This is a genomic window from Psychrobacter halodurans, assembly GCF_017498075.1.
Taxonomy (GTDB): Bacteria; Pseudomonadota; Gammaproteobacteria; order Pseudomonadales; family Moraxellaceae; genus Psychrobacter; species Psychrobacter celer.
In genome coordinates, this window is record NZ_JAGBKN010000036.1 from 1 (window position 1) to 19963 (window position 19963).

Genomic DNA, 19963 nt, shown 5'->3' on the forward strand with positions numbered 1-19963 from the left:
TACTGGTATAAATTTTACTTGCGTGCTGTTATCACAGAGGCTGCGCAAAATTCATCCCAGCAGCGCTATGTCATTTTTAGAATGAATTGACTATACTATCAAGTCGTATTAACAGAGAGTTTTTTAAAGTGACGGATTGCCCAGCTTTGTATGTATAGACGGTTTAATTCGCATAAACTGACCACTTAAAAAATAAACGCCAGTGCAATAAAAAACCGCCTAGCCATTAAGCTAAGCGGTTTTTTTCAACCTAACTGTAAAAATCAAGCAATCGAAAATTACTGGTTTTTTTCGTAAACTGGTAACTCTTTACAGATGGCTTCTACTTTGCCGCGTACTTCAGCAGCGACTTTTTCGTCACCGCGGCTGTCTAGTACGTCACAGATCCAGCCTGCCAACCCGCCTGCTTGTGCTTCGTTAAAGCCGCGCGTGGTAATCGCTGGCGTACCGATACGGATACCAGAGGTAACAAACGGCGATTTTGGATCGTTTGGTACAGCGTTTTTGTTCACAGTAATGTGGGCATCACCAAGCCATTTGTCTGCTTCTTTACCCGTCATTTCTTGCTTGACTAGGCTGATGAGCATCAAGTGGTTTTCAGTACCGCCAGAGATGATTTCATAGCCACGCTCTTGGATGACTTTTGCCATTGCTTGGGCGTTTTTGACCACTTGCTGCTGATAGGTTTTAAAGTTGTCTTCTAGCGCTTCTTTAAAGCAAACCGCTTTTGCCGCGATGACGTGCATGAGCGGGCCACCTTGGTTGCCTGGGAAGACAGCAGAGTTTAGCTTTTTCGCCAGCTTCTCATCACGCGCCAAGATCATACCTGAGCGCGGGCCGCGTAGGGTTTTATGCGTGGTGGTGGTGACCACATCGGCAAAGGGCACTGGGCTTGGGTAAACGCCGCCTGCAACCAGACCCGCCACGTGTGCCATATCAACCAGCAAGTACGCGCCCACTTCGTCGGCGATATCACGGAAACGCTGCCAATCAACGACTTGTGAATACGCGGAAAAACCTGCGATGATCATCTTTGGCTTGTGCTCACGAGCCAGAGCATCAACTTGATCATAGTCGATCAGACCAGTGCCTTCGACGAGGCCATACTGTACGGCGTTGTAGTTCAGGCCTGAGAAGTTGATGTGCGCGCCGTGAGTCAAGTGACCACCAGCGTCTAGGCTCATGCCAAGTACGGTGTCATTGGCTTCTAACAAAGCCAAAAATACGGCAGAGTTTGCCTGACTACCAGAGTGTGGCTGGACGTTGACGTATTCTGCACCAAACAGCTCTTTTGCGCGGTCGATGGCCAATTGCTCGATCACATCGACGTGCTCACAGCCGCCGTAGTAACGCTTGCCTGGATAGCCTTCCGCGTATTTGTTGGTTAGGTCGGTGCCTTGTGCTTCCATAACCGCTTGTGAGCAGTAGTTTTCTGAGGCAATAAGCTCGATATGGTTTTCTTGACGCACGCTTTCGGCGGCCATGGCTTCTGCAAGTACTGGATCAAACTCTTTGATAGAAATATCTTTAAACATAATAATGTCCTAGGTAGTGGCTATCGTTAATGGTAGTGTTTATCGAAAAGAAGCGAGTAGCAAAAGGAGGTAAAACAGGCAAGCACAGGCAATTGACCTGTCATTGACGTGTCTATATCGACAATCAAATCGACACGCAGGCGTCGATATCATCGCTAAAGTTTAAGTGTAACATGAAAATTTGTATGGTGAGCGCAAAAAAACCTCACGCTAAGCTGAACAAATTAAATGGCCTTATAACGCAAATAAATAGCCAATAAAATAAAGTATTTATCACGGTATATTTATTTGCTTGGATATAATTTTTTCTGTTCTCTGTTGCAGCCTATCTGTGATTGTCTGTTTTGGCTGAACGCGGGCAAAAACGTCTCGCTGATCAGTAGCGTACGCCCATGCCAGTCATAACGCGTTTGCCGTTGCCAGCCTTTGGCCGTCTGCGAGATAAAACGCTGATTGGGCAACGTGCGACTGCGCTTAAACAACACATAACCGATGGGCGTACCCTTGAGCTGCTGCAAACGGCGGGCGCGGCCTTTGAGACTGGACAACGGAAAGATACTCTGTGCCTCAACCCACGGCTGCTCATCATTGCCATATAGGTACACCTCGCGTACCCACGCCAGCATCGGCCGATTTAGCTGCGCGCCTCGTACACCCAGATGGCGTTTTTGTGCCAGTGTCAGTGCGCGATAGCCCTCAAAACTGCGCTCAACGCGCAAGGGCTGCCGAGCTTTTACCTCAAGCACAGCAGTCAAAGAGCCTTCGACATTGAGCCAAGCGTGTAGCTCGGCAGGCGGCGGTACAGGGCAAAACAGGTGGTTACTAGGCATAATAAGCGGCTAATGATGACGGATAAAAGACAGATAAAAAATAGATGAGAGCAGCGCTAGCGACTGGCAGCAGCGGCGGCCATATTATCGGCATTGAACGGTAAGGCGTCAAATGCTCGTCGGCGATACTCGGCCATATGCTCTTTGTCTCTACGGCAAAAATCCGCAATCGCTGGCACAAACCGCCCATCATAAACACGGTGCAACGAGTGGGTCGCCGTCGGTATAAAACCGCGAACCAGCTTATGCTCGCCTTGCGTCCCTGGATCAAAATAGCTCAAACCCTGCTCGATAGCAAACTCGATGCCTTGATAATAGCACAGCTCAAAATGCAAGCTGTCATAGTCCGCCAGCGCGCCCCAATAGCGACCGTATAAAGTCGCGTCTTTGCTATCGGGTTTATCGTACAAAAACAAACTACTGGCAATGATATCACCATGCGCATCACGCGCTTGAGCCAGCATCAGGTGCTCAGGCATACTCGCGGCCAACGCCATAAAAAAATCTAACGTTAAATAAGGCTGCTGGCCGCGCACCGCATAGGTCATCACATAGCAATGATAAAAAGCATGCCAGTCCTCCTCACAAATCGCATCACCGCATTTACGCTGACAACGGATGCCTTGCTCGGTGACCTTGCGGCGCTCAGCGCGGATGGTCTTGCGCTTTTTGGCTCTTAACGTTGCCAAAAACGCCTCAAAATCTGCAAATGGTTGCGCGCCTTTTAATAAGTCTTGGTTTTGCCACAAAAACTGACAGCCCTGACGCTCCAGTAAAGGTATGTCGATGGCCGCCGCTGCGCCGCCCTGCTCTTGCGCTGCCAGTGCACTTATGACATCGCTATCTGTCGGCATGACGGCAGCTACAATATCGGCCAGCTCAGGCGTGACAAACAGTCCATGCCAGCTTGACGCCCCCACATGCTGAGCAATATCATCTACGCCTGCTAGGGCAGTTCTAATGATATCGGCACGCAGGCGCTCGCCATCAGCCAGCCAAAACCGCTGACCGGTAATCGGCGTATAAGGTACGCTACTGACCAGCCGCGGATAGTAGTCGACACCATAGCGCGCGTAGGCCTCTGCCCAAGCATGATCAAACACAAACTCACCGCGGTGGTGACCCTTAATAAAGACTGGCAGCACCGCTATAGGATGCGTGACGGATACCTTGTCGCCTGCAGTCTCTGATGCCCTATTGTCACCGTCAGAGTGTGCCTTGCTGTTTTTGATGTCAGCGGCGTTTGGCGGCGTTGTACCCTCATCGACCTGATGGATCAAGACATATATCGGTAGCCAGCCTGCCTGCTCACCGATGGCGCCCGTGTCTGCCAGCGCTTGCCAAAAATCAAAGGACATAAACGGCGTGTCTGGCGTTTGCCACTCTGCCATCTGCTGCCAGCTGGTATCACTCATCAATGCGTATTTTAAACATATGCTCATGGTCACTCTAGCCGCTCTATGTGTGTCAATGTTTTATTTAGGGCGTATATCAGTCAATCACTCACAAAAACCGCCCAAACATGGTGAGATGCCGGCGCGCGTCAAAACGGCAGCAAGTATCAGCCATCGCCGCTTTACCTCAGGCTTATCGCTGTATGTGAGACAAAGGTATGCCCTAACCTAAAATAGCCTAACAAATTTTTGCCGGTTTGCTGTCACAATTTGCAAAGCGCACTCACCACTTTATAAAAACCACCAACAGTGAAAGCGCGGTTTTAGAGCGACGCTTGATAATCAGAATGGATAATAAAGGTTTGGGAGTCTGGCAAGTAAGAATGACGCACGGCTTGGATTTACTTAATTGATAACGGGTAAGCACCCATGAAATGACGGTAATCGCTGGGAAGGGATGATATAAAAACGGATGACTGGTAGAATAACGCTGTTCTTAGCTTAATATAATTTTGGTACATAGGACATAAGCGAAAACAGTATACTTAGTTCATGATATAGGATTGACACCGTATCGAATTTATAGTGGATCCTTTATAATATACTCTTAGCCATTTGCTTTTAGGTCGCTTTTTTTAGATGGTGATATCACCATTGCAAGCGCCTTTTGAATAAAAACCAATCAAAGCTAGCCACTACGGTTATAAAGGCTAGCCAACAGCAACAAGAAACTTAAGTAGCCTCAACCATTGCAAGAGACTACATATAATGTACGGGATCGAACCATAGCGTTTGCTATTGCATAGTATTATTTAACGATATGTCGTTTAACGATTTGTAGCATTATATTTGAGCTTTATTATTCACTACAGCCTATAGGAATATTCTACTAATATGTCAAAAATTATTTATACAAAAACTGACGAAGCCCCAGCACTGGCGACCTTATCATTCTTGCCGATTGTCAAAGCCTTTACCAAGACAGCAGGCGTTTCTGTCGATATCAGCGATATCTCTGTGGCCGCGCGTGTGTTGGCCGAATTCCCTGAGTACCTTACTGAAGAGCAGCGCGTAGCTGACAACCTCGCAGAGCTAGGTCGCCTAACCCAAGACCCAAATGCCAACATCATCAAACTGCCGAACATCAGTGCCTCAGTACAGCAGCTAAAAGCCGCTATCAAGGAATTGCAAAGCAAAGGCTATGCCCTACCTGACTTCCCTGATGAGCCAAAAACTGAGGAAGAAGAAAGCATCCGTAAGCGCTACGGCAAAGCACTAGGTAGCTCGGTCAACCCCGTACTGCGTGAAGGTAACTCTGATCGCCGCGCGCCAAAAGCGGTCAAAAACTACGCACGTAAGCATCCGCACTCAATGGGTGAGTGGAAACAGTGGTCAAGCACCCACGTCTCACACATGCACAGCGGCGACTTTTATGACGGCGAGCAATCGATGACCCTCGACAAGGCTCGTACCGTACGTATGGAGCTGTTGCTCGAAGATGGCACCACCAAAGTCCTAAAGCCAGAGATTGCTTTGTTGGATAAAGAAGTCATCGATCTGATGTTTATGAGCAAAAAAGCGCTACTTGAGTTTTATGAGCGCGAAATGGAAGACTGCCGCGAAGCAGGTATCTTATTTTCATTGCACGTAAAAGCCACGATGATGAAGGTATCTCACCCTATCGTCTTCGGTCACGCGGTCAGAACGTATTATAAAGACGCTTTTCAAAAACATGGTGCGCTCTTTGATGAGTTAGGCATCAACGTCAATAACGGTATGGCATCACTTTACGACAAAATCAAAGAGCTGCCAACCTCTCTACAAGAAGAGATCGAGCGCGACTTGCATGCTTGTCAAGTACATCGTCCACGTCTGGCGATGGTTGACTCTTCAAAAGGCATCACCAACTTCCACTCACCAAGCGATGTGATCGTCGATGCCTCAATGCCTGCGATGATTCGCTCAGGCGGTAAGATGTGGGGCGCAGATGGCAAAATGTATGACTGTAAAGCGGTCATGCCAGAGTCTACCTTTGCGCGTATTTATCAAGAAATGATCAACTTCTGCAAATGGCATGGCAACTTTGACCCAACCACCATGGGTACAGTACCAAACGTCGGCCTCATGGCTCAAAAAGCGGAAGAATACGGCTCACACGACAAGACCTTTGAGTCAAGCGACGCTGGTATCGCTCGTATCGTAGATGTGGATACTGGTGAAGTCCTCATGGAGCAAGCCGTCGAAAAAGGCGATATCTGGCGCATGTGTCAGACCAAAGATGCCCCGATCCAAGACTGGGTAAAACTGGCCGTACGCCGTGCCCGTGAGTCAGACACGCCAGTGATCTTCTGGCTAGACCCATACCGTCCGCACGAAAACGAGCTGATCAAAAAAGTCAAAATGTACCTAAAAGACCATGACACCGATGGCCTACATATCGAAATCATGTCTCAGGTTCGCGCCATGCGTTATACCTTAGAGCGCGTCGCTCGCGGTCTAGACACCATCTCTGCTACTGGTAACATCTTGCGTGATTACTTAACAGATTTGTTCCCTATCTTAGAGCTTGGTACCAGTGCCAAGATGCTATCGGTCGTGCCACTCATGAAAGGCGGCGGTTTGTTTGAGACAGGTGCAGGCGGTTCAGCACCAAAGCATGTCGAGCAGTTGGTAGAAGAAAACCACTTGCGCTGGGACTCACTAGGCGAATTCTTAGCCTTGACCGAATCTTTGGAGCATTTGGCCAAAAACGACAACAATGCCAAAGCGCAAGTATTGGCAGATACCCTCGACAAAGCCACAGAAAAACTGCTAATAAACAACAAGTCACCATCGCGTAAGACAGGCGAGATTGACAACCGTGGCAGCCACTTCTACCTAGCGATGTACTGGGCAGAAGAGCTGGCGGCTCAAGACAAAGATAGCGAGTTAAAAGCGCAGTTTACACCGCTGGCAGAACAACTGCAGCGTGACGAAGCGGCCATCATCAAAGAGTTGAATGATGCCCAAGGCAAGTCGGTAGATATCAAAGGCTACTACTTAGCCGATGAAAAACTGGCTGAGCAAGTGATGCGTCCAAGCACGTTGTTCAACGAAGCGATCGCCTCATTATAATCTGATGCGCCGCTGATATGCCTGAGCGCTGGGCGTAAAGGATGTATTTAAGCCTTTACGCCCACTTTTAGCATAAAAAACACCCTTTAGATCTGAAATCTAAAGGGTGTTTTTTTGCTTATTTTTAGGGTGCGTCCTTATGTAAAGACGCATTGATTAAGTTGCAGACATGCCCCGGCGTTTAAGCGTGCATGTGCTTGATAATGGCTTTACCAAACTCAGAAGTACTCAGCAAAATAGCATCTGGCATCAACCGCTCAAAATCATAGGTCACTGTCTTATTAGCGATAGCACCTTGGATACCGCTGATGATCAAATCAGCCGCTTCCGTCCAGCCCATGTCTCGCAGCATCATCTCAGCGGATAAGATGAGCGACCCTGGGTTGACTTTGTTTTGTCCAGCGTATTTGGGCGCCGTACCATGCGTCGCTTCATAAACCGCGATTGCGCCGCCTTTATTAGCACCTGGTGCGATACCGATGCCGCCAACTTCTGCTGCGAGGGCGTCGGATATATAGTCGCCGTTTAGGTTGAGCGTCGCCACCACTGAATAATCAGCAGGGCGCATGAGGATTTGCTGCAAAAAGGCATCAGCGATGACGTCTTTGATGACGATGTCATTGCCTGTTTTTGGGTTTTTCATCGTCATCCAAGGCCCGCCATCCAATAGCTCGGCACCGAAGCGCTCTGCGGCAAGCTCATAGCCCCAATCCTTAAACGCGCCTTCAGTAAATTTCATGATATTGCCCTTGTGCACCAAGGTGACACTAGGCAAATCATTGTCGATGGCATACTGAATGGCCTTACGCACTAAGCGCTGCGAGCCTTCTTTTGAGACAGGTTTGATGCCGATACCGCAGTCATCATCGAAGCGAATCTTGGTGACGCCCATCTCTTCTTTTAAAAACTTAATGACTTTTTTAGCCTCATCACTGCCTGCCTTCCATTCGATGCCAGCATAGATATCTTCTGAGTTTTCGCGGAAGATCACCATGTCCGTCAGCTCAGGATGCTGTACTGGGCTTGGCACCCCTTCAAACCAGCGCACGGGTCGCTGGCACACATACAAGTCGAGCTCTTGGCGTACCGCGACATTGAGCGAGCGAAAACCGCCGCCCACTGGGGTCGTCAATGGCCCTTTGATACTGATGACATAGTCTTTTAAAATCTCCAGCGTCTCGTTGGGCAAATAATCCCCATCGTATACTTTTGCCGCTTTTTCGCCGAGATAGGTCTCCATCCAAATGATGGATTTTTTGCCATGATAAGCCTTGTCTACTGCTGCATTGACGACTTTTATCATCACAGGCGTGATATCGACTCCGATACCATCACCCTCGACAAAAGGGATAATCGGATGATTGGGCACATTTAAAGACAAGTCAGCATTTACCGTGACTTTTTCGCCGTCTCTTGGGACGATCACTTTATCGTAGGACATGGGTAACACTCCTTAATGATTTAATTATGAGTTATTTAATTATATATCTTGGTCATTTATCGTACTTTTGCCAATCTGATGAGTAACTCCTTATGTCATTTACCATACTGCAAAACTTGCCTAAACCATAGAGGACAAAAACACAATTGGCCCATAACGAGCATAATTATAAAGATAGTTTATACAGCATTAACAAATCACAAGGCGTTATATGCTAGGGTTTTGATGAGATGTTACTGTATGCTGCTTCGCCATTTATTGTTTAAAATCGGATACGTGGCTATCAGATCATTTTTATACCGGATTGACTATAGTGCCTATCGGGATGTCAAAGACATAAAACCATAATGATAACATGGTGTTTATTCGCTGATGGGACGGTGTTATAGTCGCAGCATTCAAGATCGATACCACACCAACGGCTGCAACCGGCGCTGTTTATACTTGTTTTATACTTAATAGTGCCCTTTGACCGCTTTGTCAGTTTATTTTAGGAATGTTTACACCATGCCGAGCTCTAGTCTCATTTTGTTCAATAAGCCTTATGGGGTGCAAAGTCAGTTCCGTGACGACAGTAATAATGATCACGCCACCCTATCGGCATACTTTACCGATAAGTCGCTGCGAGTGGCGGGCCGGCTTGATGCAACCTCAGAGGGGCTACTGATTTTGACCAGTGATGGCCGAGTCAACAAAGCCATTACCCAGCCACCATCGGCGGCGAGCTTTAAAAAAGACAAGCACAAACAAGGCAAGACCTATTTGGTACAGGTCGAGGGGATCGTAACGCCTGCACAGCTACAAGCCTTGAGCGAAGGCGTGCACCTAAAAGACGGTAAAACCTTACCTGCGCTCGCCCAGATGGTCACAGAGGCGGACTTGCCAATAGCCTTATGGCCCCGCAATCCGCCGATACGTGAACGCAAAAACGTCCCAACGTCTTGGCTAATGCTGACCATCTACGAAGGCAAAAACCGCCAAGTCAGGCGTATGACCGCTCATGTGGGTCTGCCTTGTCTGCGTTTGATACGCTGGTCGGTTGCAGGGTTTGAGTTAGGCCGTTTGGGGGTCGGTGAGTTTGTCCGTATTCATCTGAATGACGAGCGCTGTCGACAATTAGGGATTGGGCACACGCTCTAAACATCATGTCTCGAACTGGTAAGGTTTATCTGTTAAGATTCAGCACATTACGGATATTATCTCATCACTCGTCTGTTTTTATCATTGCCGCTTTATAATAGGAATATGTCATGATTGCTTCTCGTCGCTTTTCTTTGCTTGCCACCAGTATTGCTGCTGCGCTGATATTAAGTGCCTGTCAGCCGGCGACTGAGGATGAGGCGACGCCTAGCGATACCGCAACGCCGCCCGTAACCGACCTAGAGGTCAACCCAGCGGATACGCAAACGGATGATGTGCTAGCAGAAGATGATGCAGCAAACGAGACACAAATGACCGATATGCTCAGAGACTATACGAAGGCGATGACACGTATGCACGATGAGATGATGATCGGTATGGGTTATAACGATCCTGATACCGCGTTTGCCAAAGCCATGCTTGGTCATCATCGCGGGGCGATTGAGATGGCAAAGATCCAGCTAAAACACGGGACAGATGATAGCATGCGGCAACTGGCGCAAAACGTCATTGACGCCCAGCAGCTAGAGATTGATACGTTAAATAAGTGGCTTGCCAGCCACCCCGACACCGTCAAAACCAACCCGCACACAGAAGCCATGCAGCAGGCCTATGCCAGAAGCATGGATGTTTTACACGGTGATATGGTGCTTGGTATCGCCGACCCGCAGCCAGACATGGCGTTTGCTCGCGGTATGCTGCCGCATCATATCGGCGCGGTAGATATGGCCAACGTACAGCTCAAGTACGGTACTGACGAAGAGATGCGCCAGTTGGCACAAAGCATCATCGACACCCAGCAAGCTGAGATTGAGCTGATGCAAAACTGGATTGCAAGCCGCAGTGCGGACGCCGCTAAGACAAATACCAATGCAGATGCGGACTCTACGACTGACGCGTCAGACGATCAAGCTCAATCGTCTCAATCTCAGCCGTCTAAGGAGCCTGCTACAGCACCTGCCAAAGATGGTGAGTCATAAATACACACAAATACATATGGCAAGCCAGCTGTGTCACCAAGCCTCTCTTTGGCGACACAGCGAACAGTCTTTAGCCCTTAGCCTCTAATCCACTCTCAGACAACGAAAGGGCGACTTTAGCCTACCTATCTGCCCACACATTTAGCCATGTATGCCAGCCTGCTTGGGTCGGCGATGCCTCCTCATCACTGGGCGATGCGCTCGTGGGTGTTGCAAGATGCAAAGTGACTTTATAAGGGCAATCTTGATAGAGGCCGTCTTGCTCAGTATCTACTGCTGCATTTTTCTTCTCAGCGGCCGCTTTGGGTAATACGGTGACCGACATCAGCTCATCGCGGCGAAACAAATGACAGTCAATCTTGCGCGCAGATGTACTCAGAGGCGATAGCTGTTTGGCGTCGGCTTTGATACCGTCGATGGCGACGATCACATCATGGGCGGAGATACCCGCACGCGCCGCCGCACTACCGCGTAGGACTCGATTGACTTTGAGACCTGCTGGGGTGTCGCTACAGCGCATACCCCAAGGCACATGCTTGTCCGCCGTCTCCTTACTATTGACATGTAACTTGACACCATTGGCACTCAGCAATGTCTGTATCGGCAACGCCTCAACGCCATTGACGTAGCGGCGCTCAAAATCCTGCCAGACATCAAGCGGCATAAACTGACTGATGACCGCGCCCATATCGGCACTGCTGATACCGATGCGCTTCTTGTCATTTTGCTTGGCCTGTCGATAGAACTCCTGTATCACATCAAACAAGCGATAGCGACCCTTAGTTTTCTCAAGCAAAGTCAAATCCAAGCAAAGCGCCACCAAAGCACCTTTATTATAATAGCTGATACCTGCGTTGCCTGTGTTTTCATCATTGCGATACAGCTTAATCCAAGCATCAAAGCTCGACTCAGCCACGCTCTGATATGCGCGTCCTGGCGTCTGGTAGTAGCGATTGATTTGCTCAGCCAGCAGCTTCAGATAGCTGGCTTTATCGATGACACCTGATGATTGCAGCATAAAGTCGTCCACATAGGAGGTAAATCCTTCAAACACCCACAGCAAAGGCGTAAACGCCTCCTTTCGTAGATCAACCTCGAGCATCACATCGGGGCGCACCGTCTTGACCCACCATGCATGAAAGTACTCATGACTACACAAGCCCAAAAAACGCTGATAATCGCTGCTGGGTATTTTTGGCTCATCGATACTTGGCAGGTCGCGGCGCGGGGTGATCAGGCTGGTAGAATTGATATGCTCAAGCCCGCCGTAGTCCTGCCCACTGGCAAAGGTCATAAAGGTATAATCCGCAAAAGGCGCATCGCCTAGCCAGTCTACATAGCTCTGGCAGATCTGGGTGATGTCCTGCTGCAATCTACCCATATTGCTGCTGTGCTTGCCTGACAGATAAAAACGGTGACGCAGTGTCTGATGCGCGCTGTCTTGAATAATAAAGTCAAACCTATCTTGCTCGGCAATCTCAAACGGATAGTCAATCAAGTCATGGTAGCTTGGCACTTGTAGCGCAAAGCACAGCTGCCCCTCTAGCTGCAGCTCTGTATAGTCCACGCCTATCGCCAGACAAACACGCGCCTCATCTTTATCTGCCAAAAACGTTGCAGGAACGATAAGACTCACTTGCAGCTTTTGCTGCTCTTGGCCTTCAACAGCCAATGCAAGCGAGGTAAAGTTACCATACAATCGCTGCTGATCGACGTAGGCGGTGCGCACCGACAGATCATAACAGTAGACCTCATAATGAACGCTGACGCTCTGTCCTGCCTTTATCTGCGGGAGCTGCCATGTGTGCTTGTCTGTTTTTTGGCCACGATAAGGCTGTGACGACGTATCACGAGCTGTATCCTGCTCATCTAGCACCTGATAATGGACAGCGGTGATATTGCGAGCAAACTCGCGCATCAGATAACTGCCTGGTATCCATGCAGGTAGCCAAAGCCTCGGCGCATCGGTACTGGCGGTAAAGCTCAGCGTCACATCCACCAAATGCTCAGCAAAACGGGCAAAATCAAAACGATAACGAATGTCGATGTCTGCTGTACTCTGTACGTTGGCATCATAGTTGGCTGGCTGCTCATTGGTCTTTGAGGTAGTCTTTGTCATTTTCTTGTCTCATTTTTATGGTTATCATTATGGTAGAAGCCCGACAGACAAAACGCAACTGGCAAACGTTTTATGCTGGAGAGTTCAGGCATCTGGCGAGTCCATCCGTTTATATTTCAAAAAAAATAGCTATTTAACGTGATTAATTGGCATTTTTTCTGTTTTTTGCCTTGAAAGTTGTCAAAGCCATCTCAATTAAAGATGCTAACTGCTAAAGTTACTTTTACAAACCGAAATAAACTGATGATAATTGACTAATGACGTGGCTATTTGGCTGGCTGATTGGCTTTTTTAGGTTTATTGCAACCGTATTTAATTTTTTACATCGATATATTTAGGATATTTTATGACTACTATCGCAAAAGACACCGCCGTCACATTCAATTACACGCTAAAAGACGACGAAGGCAACATCCTTGACCAATCGCCAGAAGGTCAACCACTTGCCTATCTACATGGTCACAGCAATATCATCCCAGGTCTAGAAAAACAACTAGAAGGCAAATCTGCTGGCGAAAAAGTAAACGCTGTCGTAGAGCCTGCTGATGGCTACGGTGAGTACCAAGAGCAAGCGGTACAGCAAGTGCCACGTGAAAACTTCCAAGGTGTCGACGATATCCAGCCTGGTATGCAGTTCCAGTCAGAAGCGGGCGGCCAAGTGATGCTCGTGACCGTCACGGCAGTAAACGACAAAGAAATCACTGTCGATGCCAACCATCCATTGGCTGGTAAGCGTTTGACGTTTGATGTTGAGATTCAAGAAGTGCGCGCTGCTACTGAAGACGAGCTAAACCACGGCCATGTACATGGCGCTGGTGGCGTTCAGCACTAATCGCTACTTGCATTTGGTAAGCAGTAAAAGGTCTGGTGGCTTTAAGATACATCAGCCAACTGGCCAACAGAGTCGATTCAATTGAGTCGGCTTTTTTTATGCCTGCTGTTTTGTGCCTGCTCGTTTATACGGTACGTTTGGGCGAGCAGCGTTTTTAGCAGCTGACCGAACCATGCTAGCACAAGCGTCATTGAGAGCGGCGCAATGGTTTATCAATAAATCGCCATCCTCTAGACGTAACAAAGCCGCATAACGACAAGCATTATGCGGCTTTTATCACTAACCATCCATGTTAATGTTATCAAATACCTAATCCCGGGGTATCTCATAACTGACAGGCATCCAGCCTTATCATCCCTAATCAGCAAACCACCTATCCCTGATGCGACCTTTAAGATACCAATCCCTAGTATCCATGAACCGTTCCGTTCAATCGTGCCGTACAGTTATAATCGCAGATTGCCCTATCGTTAGTAAGAGGTCGAAACGTCAATCGGTGTAAGCATATGCTTACATACTATTGTTGTTTCGATAGCACTCATCATTTCTCTAGCGCCTCTTTAGGGCTCAGCAGCTGCTTTGGTTCTGCGCTTAACATGATATAGGCAGCTTCATTGATAAAGACTTCATCCTCTGGCAGCTCTGGGCGCTCATTGGCTTTCATCTGACTGCGCTCTTCAAACTTTGCATCCATCGCCGCTTGATAGGTATTCCAATCACTATAAGGCTTTTCGCCCGTTGCAATCAGACGCTTGTTTTCTGCCTCAAGCGAGCGTTTTTCGATCAGCTGCATCTTGGCGCGGCGGCTATTGATATCTAAGCGAATGGGTTTTTTCTCATCTTCCATATCACGGATATCATTAAGCGTTGAGAGATAGACGAACTGCGGGTTTTGCTGTTGGCGAATCTTAGATTGTTGATTGAGTGTCGCCAAGGTATCGCTGCTAAACTTGCCCTCAGGCTTGTACGGCGCTGTCTTGATGGTATCCCAAGGCAGGGCTTTTTTCTGCGCGCGCTCTCCAAAGGTCGCATCATCATAGATATTGACCAGCTCGATATCTGGGACGACGCCTTTGTTTTGCGTACTGCCGCCCGTCACACGATAAAACTTACGCTGGGTCAAGGTCGCTGTCCCAAGCGCTAGGCTATCAAGCTGGATTTGAGCAGAGCCTTTACCGGTGGTCGTACTACCAACAACCAGTCCGCGTCCGTAGTCTTGGATAGCGGCAGCAAAGATTTCGCTGGCCGAGGCAGATGCTAAGTTGGTCAGTACCACCATTTTGCCATCATACAGCTGCTCGCCGCCATCGTTGTCGCGGTAGACTTGGATGTTGCCACGGTTGTCACGAATCTGCACGAGCGGCCCGCTCTTGATAAAAAAGCCCAGCATCTTGGCCACTTCATCCAAAGAGCCGCCAGGGTTGTTGCGTAAATCCACCACAAGCCCATCGATATTTTCTTTATTAAGGGCTTTTAGCGCCTTTTCGGTATCGATGCTGACGCTGCGATAGTCTTCGCCATTGCGCCGTGCGCGATAATTGAGATAAAAACTTGGTATCTCAAGCACACCGATACGTTTGGGCGTTTTGTCAATATTAGGACGCTGTACTTCGACGACGCGCTGCTTGACGCCCGACTCTTCTTGTTGAATGATATCGCGCACCACCGTCACGGTGCGAGCACTTGAGTCTGGCGTATTGGGCTGGCGTAGTTTGAGAGTCACTGAGGTACCGCGCTTACCGCGAATCAAACTGACAATCTCTCGCGTCGACCAGCCGACCACATCGGTCATGTTTTTGCCGTCTTTGGCGATACCGACGATCAAGTCATTGGGTTTTATCTGGCCAGTTTTGGCTGCAGGGCCACCATCGACTAGCGTGACAATACGCGTATAGTCTGGGTTTTTGCGATCTGGGCGAATCGATACACCGATGCCTTCTAGTTGCAAGCTTGACTGAATTTGCAGCTCAGTCGCTTGAATAGGCGCATAATAGTTGCTGTGTGGGTCATAGGTCAGCATCGCTGTATTTAAGATCGTCTCCATGATTTCATCGTCTTTGAGACGTTTAAACTGCTCTTGCTGACGTGTGAGACGTTTGAGTAATATCTCACTTGGTGTGCGTTTGTCATCACGGACGAGGTCTTGACCACGCGTGATATCGGGGTTGTTTAAAAACACCTGCTCTTTGGCTTTTTCGTCTTCTTGCCCTAAGGTGATGCTGATCAGCTGAAACTTTAGCTGGCGCGTCCAGTAGTCACGTTGCTCTTTTTTGGTCTTAAAATGCCCAAGCTTTTCACGGTCTAAAATGATGGTCTCATCACCCGTCAAATCAATATCGGTCTTGAGCATTTTACTTGCCATGGCGAAGTACTCACTTGAGCGCTTGCGATAACGCTCAAATATCTCTACCCCCGCCGACAAATCTCCGCGCTTGAGGCGTGCGCCAAACTCGTCAGCGTATTTTTTCTTAAACTCATCGACATCAGATTGCAAAAACAAAGTGTGATTGGGGTCTAGGCTATCGATATACATCGATAAAATCTCGCTACCCATGTTGCTATCGAGTGGCTGATTGAGATAATGACTACGATCTAGCAAGGCGGCGACTTGGCGCGTGGTGACTTTTTGTTCAGGCGTCGGTACAAAGCCTTCGGTGCTGGTCTCTGCCACAGCGGTGCTATAGCTTTGGGTTAAAATAATACCGGCGATGCCCACTGACACTGCACTGAGTAACCACTGTGCTGGTTGTTTTTTCATCATATATACCTAGTTTTTTAAGTGAGTAATAATATCGTTATTGTAAAAATCCAGAAGGCTTTGCTCTGCTGCTATCTTGATACCCTCTCTGTTATTACAATCATTGGTATCGCAGATTGTAGTGATTGTAATAGCTGACTACCTATACGGCATTCTATACAGAAGTGATCAGATAGCATTAAAATATCGTGAAAAATCAATCAATATTATCACGAGCATCCATATAAAACTGTCTTAAACTGTATAAACAATCTTACACGCTACGCCGCTCTGTACCAAACTTTCTGTCATATTTATCGCAGTCCATCTTTGCGCTGCTAGCGCTTTTCGTACATCGACGAGATCACTCATTAAACCCCATAAGCTCATCAATTTAAAGCCATTTATCTGGCGCATTATACGCCGTGCCTAATAACTGTCATAATAAGGCCATCTACACAATATACTAAGGCGTGTCTGTAACGAATCGATGGGACTCAAGCTGTACAGTCTTCACAAATACCGTCACCCGTCTTAGTACTCCTTATTGTTAATCTTATTAAATGACAGTAACAGCCGCATTTTAAGATAACCACTTATCAAGTAATAACCAAAAAGGATAACGCAATGTATGGCGTTTTAATGATTGATATCGATAGTACTGCTCTGACCGCTGAAGATGTCAGTTTAATCAAACAAGCACAAGTCGGCGGTGTGATTTTGTTTGCCCGCAACGTCGCTGACGCCGCGCAAGTGCGCCAGCTTTGTGATGACATACGCTACCACAATCCTGATATCTTGATCGGCGTCGATCAAGAAGGTGGGCGCGTGGCACGACTACGCAACGGCTTTAGCCCTTTGCCAGCGATGGGCAAGCTGGGTGAGCGGTTTGAGCAAGATCCGGCGCAGGCGCTAAGCCTCGCTTATGACTGCGGTTATCTGATGGCGACAGAAGTGCTGGCCGTGGGGATTGATTTGAGCTTTGCACCTGTGCTTGATAGAGGCGGTATCAGCCAAGTCATCGGCGATCGCAGTTTTCATCAAGAGCCGCAAGCCATCATTGCCTTGGCCTCTCAGTTTATGCGCGGCATGAAAACCGCTGGCATGGCGACCACAGGCAAACATTTCCCTGGGCACGGTGCCATCGCACCTGACTCACACGTGGCAGAAGCGATTGATAATCGCAGCTTGGATGAGATCATCAATAGTGACATGCAGCCCTTTGCCCAAACCCTACCATGGCTCGATGCGCTGATGCCCGCCCATGTGATTTTTTCGCAAGTGGATAATAAACCTGCAGGGTTTTCAAAGATTTGGCTACAAGACATCATCCGTGAGCAATTAGAGTTTGATGGTGTGCTGTTTTCAGATGATTTGTCGATGGCAGGTGCGCAGGCAGCAGGCGATGTCAGTGCGCGGGTAAAAGCGGCCATCAACGCAGGCTGCGATATTGCTTTGGTCTGTAATGACCGTATCGCGGCTCATGAAGCCGCCCAAGCAGCGCAAGAGCTGCCCTATCCTAACCAAAACCGTGTCAAATCTATGTCCGGCAAGATACCAGCATGGCAAGGCGATCTTGAGTCAACTTGTCAGCAGTTTGACTACTGGCAGCAAGCCAAGCAAAACGTGATGCAGGCGTTTTTTGCAGCGGCCGAGACACCTGCTAATCATTCTGCTAGTGACTCAATAGACCCCACCACTTATAAATAATCGCAGCTCTTTTTTATTGCCATTTTTAAAATGAGGGCACGCCCTAGATTCAATACTTTGTTTTTGATTATTACATTTGTGATAAATAAAAACCGCTTCTTAATAAGAAGCGGTTTTTTGAGCACAGCTGATATTAGTTTGCTGGATCGATAGCGCTACCTTGAGTGACATCATCACCATCTGGCAATAAGTCATCGTTGTTACTATCTAGCGGGTTTAAGTCTGGATCAAGCGCATCGTTACTGATTATCATGCCTTCATTTGCCACATTGATCTCATCGTTTACGACAAACTCGATGCGGCGATTGCGGAAACGGCCTTGTTCAGTTGAGTTATCGGCGATTGGCTCTGACTCACCCATACCTTTGGTGGACAGTTTGCTGGCATCGACTCCTTGGGCGACCAAATACTCTTTGACAGCATCGGCGCGCTCTTGTGACAACTCGATATTGTAGTCGTCAGACGCTTGGCTATCTGTATGGCCGATAATCATCAGCTCCATATCTGGTACTTCATTGATGATTTTAGCCGCGCGGTCCAGTAGCGCTTTGTTGGCATCAGGGATGATCGCTTTGTCTAATTCAAAATTAATCACTTGTATGCTCAAGGCGCGCGCCACATCACGAGGGTCTGGATTGTCACCCAAGTTGTTCATAGCGGCATCAGCGGCCGTTAGACTGTCGTCAATCTCGCCTTGTAAGTCTAGTGGGCCTTCCGCTTGGACAGTCATGGCAGGTGCAGCCGCTTGTAAATCGGTCACTAGCTGTTGTAACGCTGCTTCGTCTGGGGCGTTGACGGTGATGGTATCACCTTTTATGATCATGCTGGCGTTTGGCACGTTTTTGACGATGGGCAAAATAGAAGCAAGCTGAGCGGCGGCTGGCATATCGGTGGCAAAGTTATCATCGACGTCTGCGCGGCATTTATTGGCTTCATCGCCAAATGCGGCAGTCAGTGCGTTCATCACTTTGCTTTGTAGGGTTTCGTCACCGGCATTCATACGGCAGGCATACAGCTCATTGTTTTCGCCCGTCGCGATACGCAGTGAGGCAGGCTCTACATCTGCTGCAACTGCCACTTGCTCATCGCCTGCTGCTTGTTGCTCACTGGCAACTGGTGTGGCAACAGGTTCAGGGTTCTCTTGACAGCCTCTGAGTAGCGCCCATGCCAGCGCCCCCAAAATGATCAAACCAATAATCGGTAGCAGCGCTTTCATAAAGCTGCCTTTTTCTTCTTCGGTATGCTGCAATGGTGCGGTGCTGGTGGTATCAGAGATACGAGTACCACCCGCAGCTGGGGTAGCCGCCAACATGCCAGCTGGCAAGACCGTACTTGCCCATGCAGGAATATGATGCTGATAACTGGCCAAATTATCATTTAAGAACTGCGGCACAGGCGTAGTGCCTGCTAAGCTTTTGATTTCATGAAATGCGAGCGGTGCTGCCATCGCAATCAAGCCGCGAGCGGCGGTAGCATCGACATTGTGCTTGCCCGCCAGCTCACGCGAGATTTGATCGCGGTGAGCGCCTTCTGTCCAGACGCGGTCATAAAACTCTTGATCGTCACGGGCGATGTTTTCATTTGCAAAGCGTCCATAAGTATCATGGTCGGCAAGACGCGCGGCAAAGATAGCATAAAACTGCTCAAGCAAGCTTTCTTTGGCTGGGCTGTGATCATCTCCTAGTACTGCAGGGCTGACGGTCCGTGTTAGATGACTGATAATATCCATTGGATAATTCCTCCGTTAATACGTATTTATGTAATTACACTCTTCACAATGCTTTTTTTAACAATACTTTACAGGTTCACCGCTTTGTAGGTTCAACTCATACATTCAACTTTTGTTATTATAAAAGTATTAAGTATCCGTTCACAATCAACAGGTTGTTGTGCAAATGCTACGTTAAGTAATGTTTCAGTTGAGACACGTAACTATCTCACACTGAGACCTACCCGAATGCGCCATTTAAGCAAAAGCTTAAAGAAAGGCTTAAAGTAAAACAGAGACATACTTACTAGGGCGTGTCTTTATTTCGAAAATGGTGATAAAAATGAGATAAATTGCGGTCAAACAAGGAAAATAGCGCCGTTAATATCGGGATATAAACCCGCTATTTGACGATGTTTGGCA

General features: G+C 48.2%; 12 protein-coding genes. 5 read left to right on the forward strand and 7 right to left on the reverse strand.

Features of this window, described 5'->3' with window-relative positions:
* Positions 1–278: 278 nt before the first annotated feature.
* From glyA to J3491_RS11310, 3 genes are all read right to left on the reverse strand, one after another.
* Positions 279–1535 carry a serine hydroxymethyltransferase gene (gene glyA, locus J3491_RS11300; protein ID WP_207970286.1) on the reverse strand — a complete coding sequence of 419 codons (1257 nt, stop codon included), beginning with the start codon at positions 1533–1535 and terminating at the stop codon, positions 279–281.
* 284 nt (positions 1536–1819) lie between these two features.
* Entirely contained in the window at positions 1820–2365 is a 546-nt protein-coding gene (locus tag J3491_RS11305) for a chorismate--pyruvate lyase family protein (protein ID WP_207970287.1), read from the reverse strand.
* 56 nt (positions 2366–2421) lie between these two features.
* Entirely contained in the window at positions 2422–3801 is a 1380-nt protein-coding gene (locus J3491_RS11310) for a GNAT family N-acetyltransferase (RefSeq protein ID WP_207970296.1), read from the reverse strand.
* Positions 3802–4653: 852 nt separating this feature from the next.
* Here J3491_RS11310 and J3491_RS11315 point away from each other — a divergent pair.
* Positions 4654–6873 (forward strand): NADP-dependent isocitrate dehydrogenase, encoded by a 2220-nt coding sequence (locus J3491_RS11315; RefSeq protein ID WP_207970288.1) that lies wholly within the window; start codon positions 4654–4656, stop codon positions 6871–6873.
* 181 nt (positions 6874–7054) lie between these two features.
* On the opposite strand, the gene icd is transcribed toward J3491_RS11315, so the two are convergent.
* A complete protein-coding gene (gene icd / locus J3491_RS11320) occupies positions 7055–8314 on the reverse strand; it encodes an NADP-dependent isocitrate dehydrogenase (protein WP_100748861.1) in 1260 nt (419 codons plus the stop codon).
* 507 nt (positions 8315–8821) lie between these two features.
* Between icd and J3491_RS11325 the strand changes: the two genes are divergently transcribed.
* Entirely contained in the window at positions 8822–9454 is a 633-nt protein-coding gene (locus J3491_RS11325) for a pseudouridine synthase (protein ID WP_207970289.1), read from the forward strand.
* A 110-nt stretch (positions 9455–9564) separates the two neighbouring features.
* On the forward strand, positions 9565–10434 hold the full coding sequence (copM, locus tag J3491_RS11330; protein ID WP_207970290.1) for a CopM family metallochaperone: 870 nt from the start codon (positions 9565–9567) through the stop codon (positions 10432–10434).
* Positions 10435–10555: 121 nt separating this feature from the next.
* On the opposite strand, the gene J3491_RS11335 is transcribed toward copM, so the two are convergent.
* Complete coding sequence (locus tag J3491_RS11335; protein ID WP_207970291.1) at positions 10556–12553, reverse strand: M61 family metallopeptidase; 1998 nt, start codon at positions 12551–12553, stop codon at positions 10556–10558.
* Positions 12554–12899: 346 nt separating this feature from the next.
* On the opposite strand from J3491_RS11335, the gene J3491_RS11340 reads away from it, so the two are divergent.
* A complete protein-coding gene (locus J3491_RS11340; RefSeq protein WP_207970292.1) occupies positions 12900–13385 on the forward strand; it encodes an FKBP-type peptidyl-prolyl cis-trans isomerase in 486 nt (161 codons plus the stop codon).
* 541 nt (positions 13386–13926) lie between these two features.
* On the opposite strand, the gene J3491_RS11345 is transcribed toward J3491_RS11340, so the two are convergent.
* Positions 13927–16143 (reverse strand): carboxy terminal-processing peptidase, encoded by a 2217-nt coding sequence (locus tag J3491_RS11345; protein WP_207970293.1) that lies wholly within the window; start codon positions 16141–16143, stop codon positions 13927–13929.
* 606 nt (positions 16144–16749) lie between these two features.
* On the opposite strand from J3491_RS11345, the gene nagZ reads away from it, so the two are divergent.
* Complete coding sequence (nagZ, locus tag J3491_RS11350; protein WP_207970294.1) at positions 16750–17832, forward strand: beta-N-acetylhexosaminidase; 1083 nt, start codon at positions 16750–16752, stop codon at positions 17830–17832.
* A gap of 133 nt (positions 17833–17965) precedes the next feature.
* Here the strand turns inward: nagZ and J3491_RS11355 are convergent, their stop codons facing one another.
* Entirely contained in the window at positions 17966–19561 is a 1596-nt protein-coding gene (locus J3491_RS11355) for an OmpA family protein (protein WP_207970295.1), read from the reverse strand.
* Positions 19562–19963: the final 402 nt, after the last annotated feature.

Coding starts and splice junctions, on each gene's coding strand:
- glyA (WP_207970286.1), bottom strand. CDS start 1,535: ATGTTTAAAGATATTTCTATCAAAGAGTTTGATCCAGTACTTGCAGAA.
- J3491_RS11305 (WP_207970287.1), bottom strand. CDS start 2,365: ATGCCTAGTAACCACCTGTTTTGCCCTGTACCGCCGCCTGCCGAGCTA.
- J3491_RS11315 (WP_207970288.1), top strand. CDS start 4,654: ATGTCAAAAATTATTTATACAAAAACTGACGAAGCCCCAGCACTGGCG.
- icd (WP_100748861.1), bottom strand. CDS start 8,314: ATGTCCTACGATAAAGTGATCGTCCCAAGAGACGGCGAAAAAGTCACG.
- J3491_RS11325 (WP_207970289.1), top strand. CDS start 8,822: ATGCCGAGCTCTAGTCTCATTTTGTTCAATAAGCCTTATGGGGTGCAA.
- copM (WP_207970290.1), top strand. CDS start 9,565: ATGATTGCTTCTCGTCGCTTTTCTTTGCTTGCCACCAGTATTGCTGCT.
- J3491_RS11335 (WP_207970291.1), bottom strand. CDS start 12,553: ATGACAAAGACTACCTCAAAGACCAATGAGCAGCCAGCCAACTATGAT.
- J3491_RS11340 (WP_207970292.1), top strand. CDS start 12,900: ATGACTACTATCGCAAAAGACACCGCCGTCACATTCAATTACACGCTA.
- J3491_RS11345 (WP_207970293.1), bottom strand. CDS start 16,143: ATGAAAAAACAACCAGCACAGTGGTTACTCAGTGCAGTGTCAGTGGGC.
- nagZ (WP_207970294.1), top strand. CDS start 16,750: ATGTATGGCGTTTTAATGATTGATATCGATAGTACTGCTCTGACCGCT.
- J3491_RS11355 (WP_207970295.1), bottom strand. CDS start 19,561: ATGGATATTATCAGTCATCTAACACGGACCGTCAGCCCTGCAGTACTA.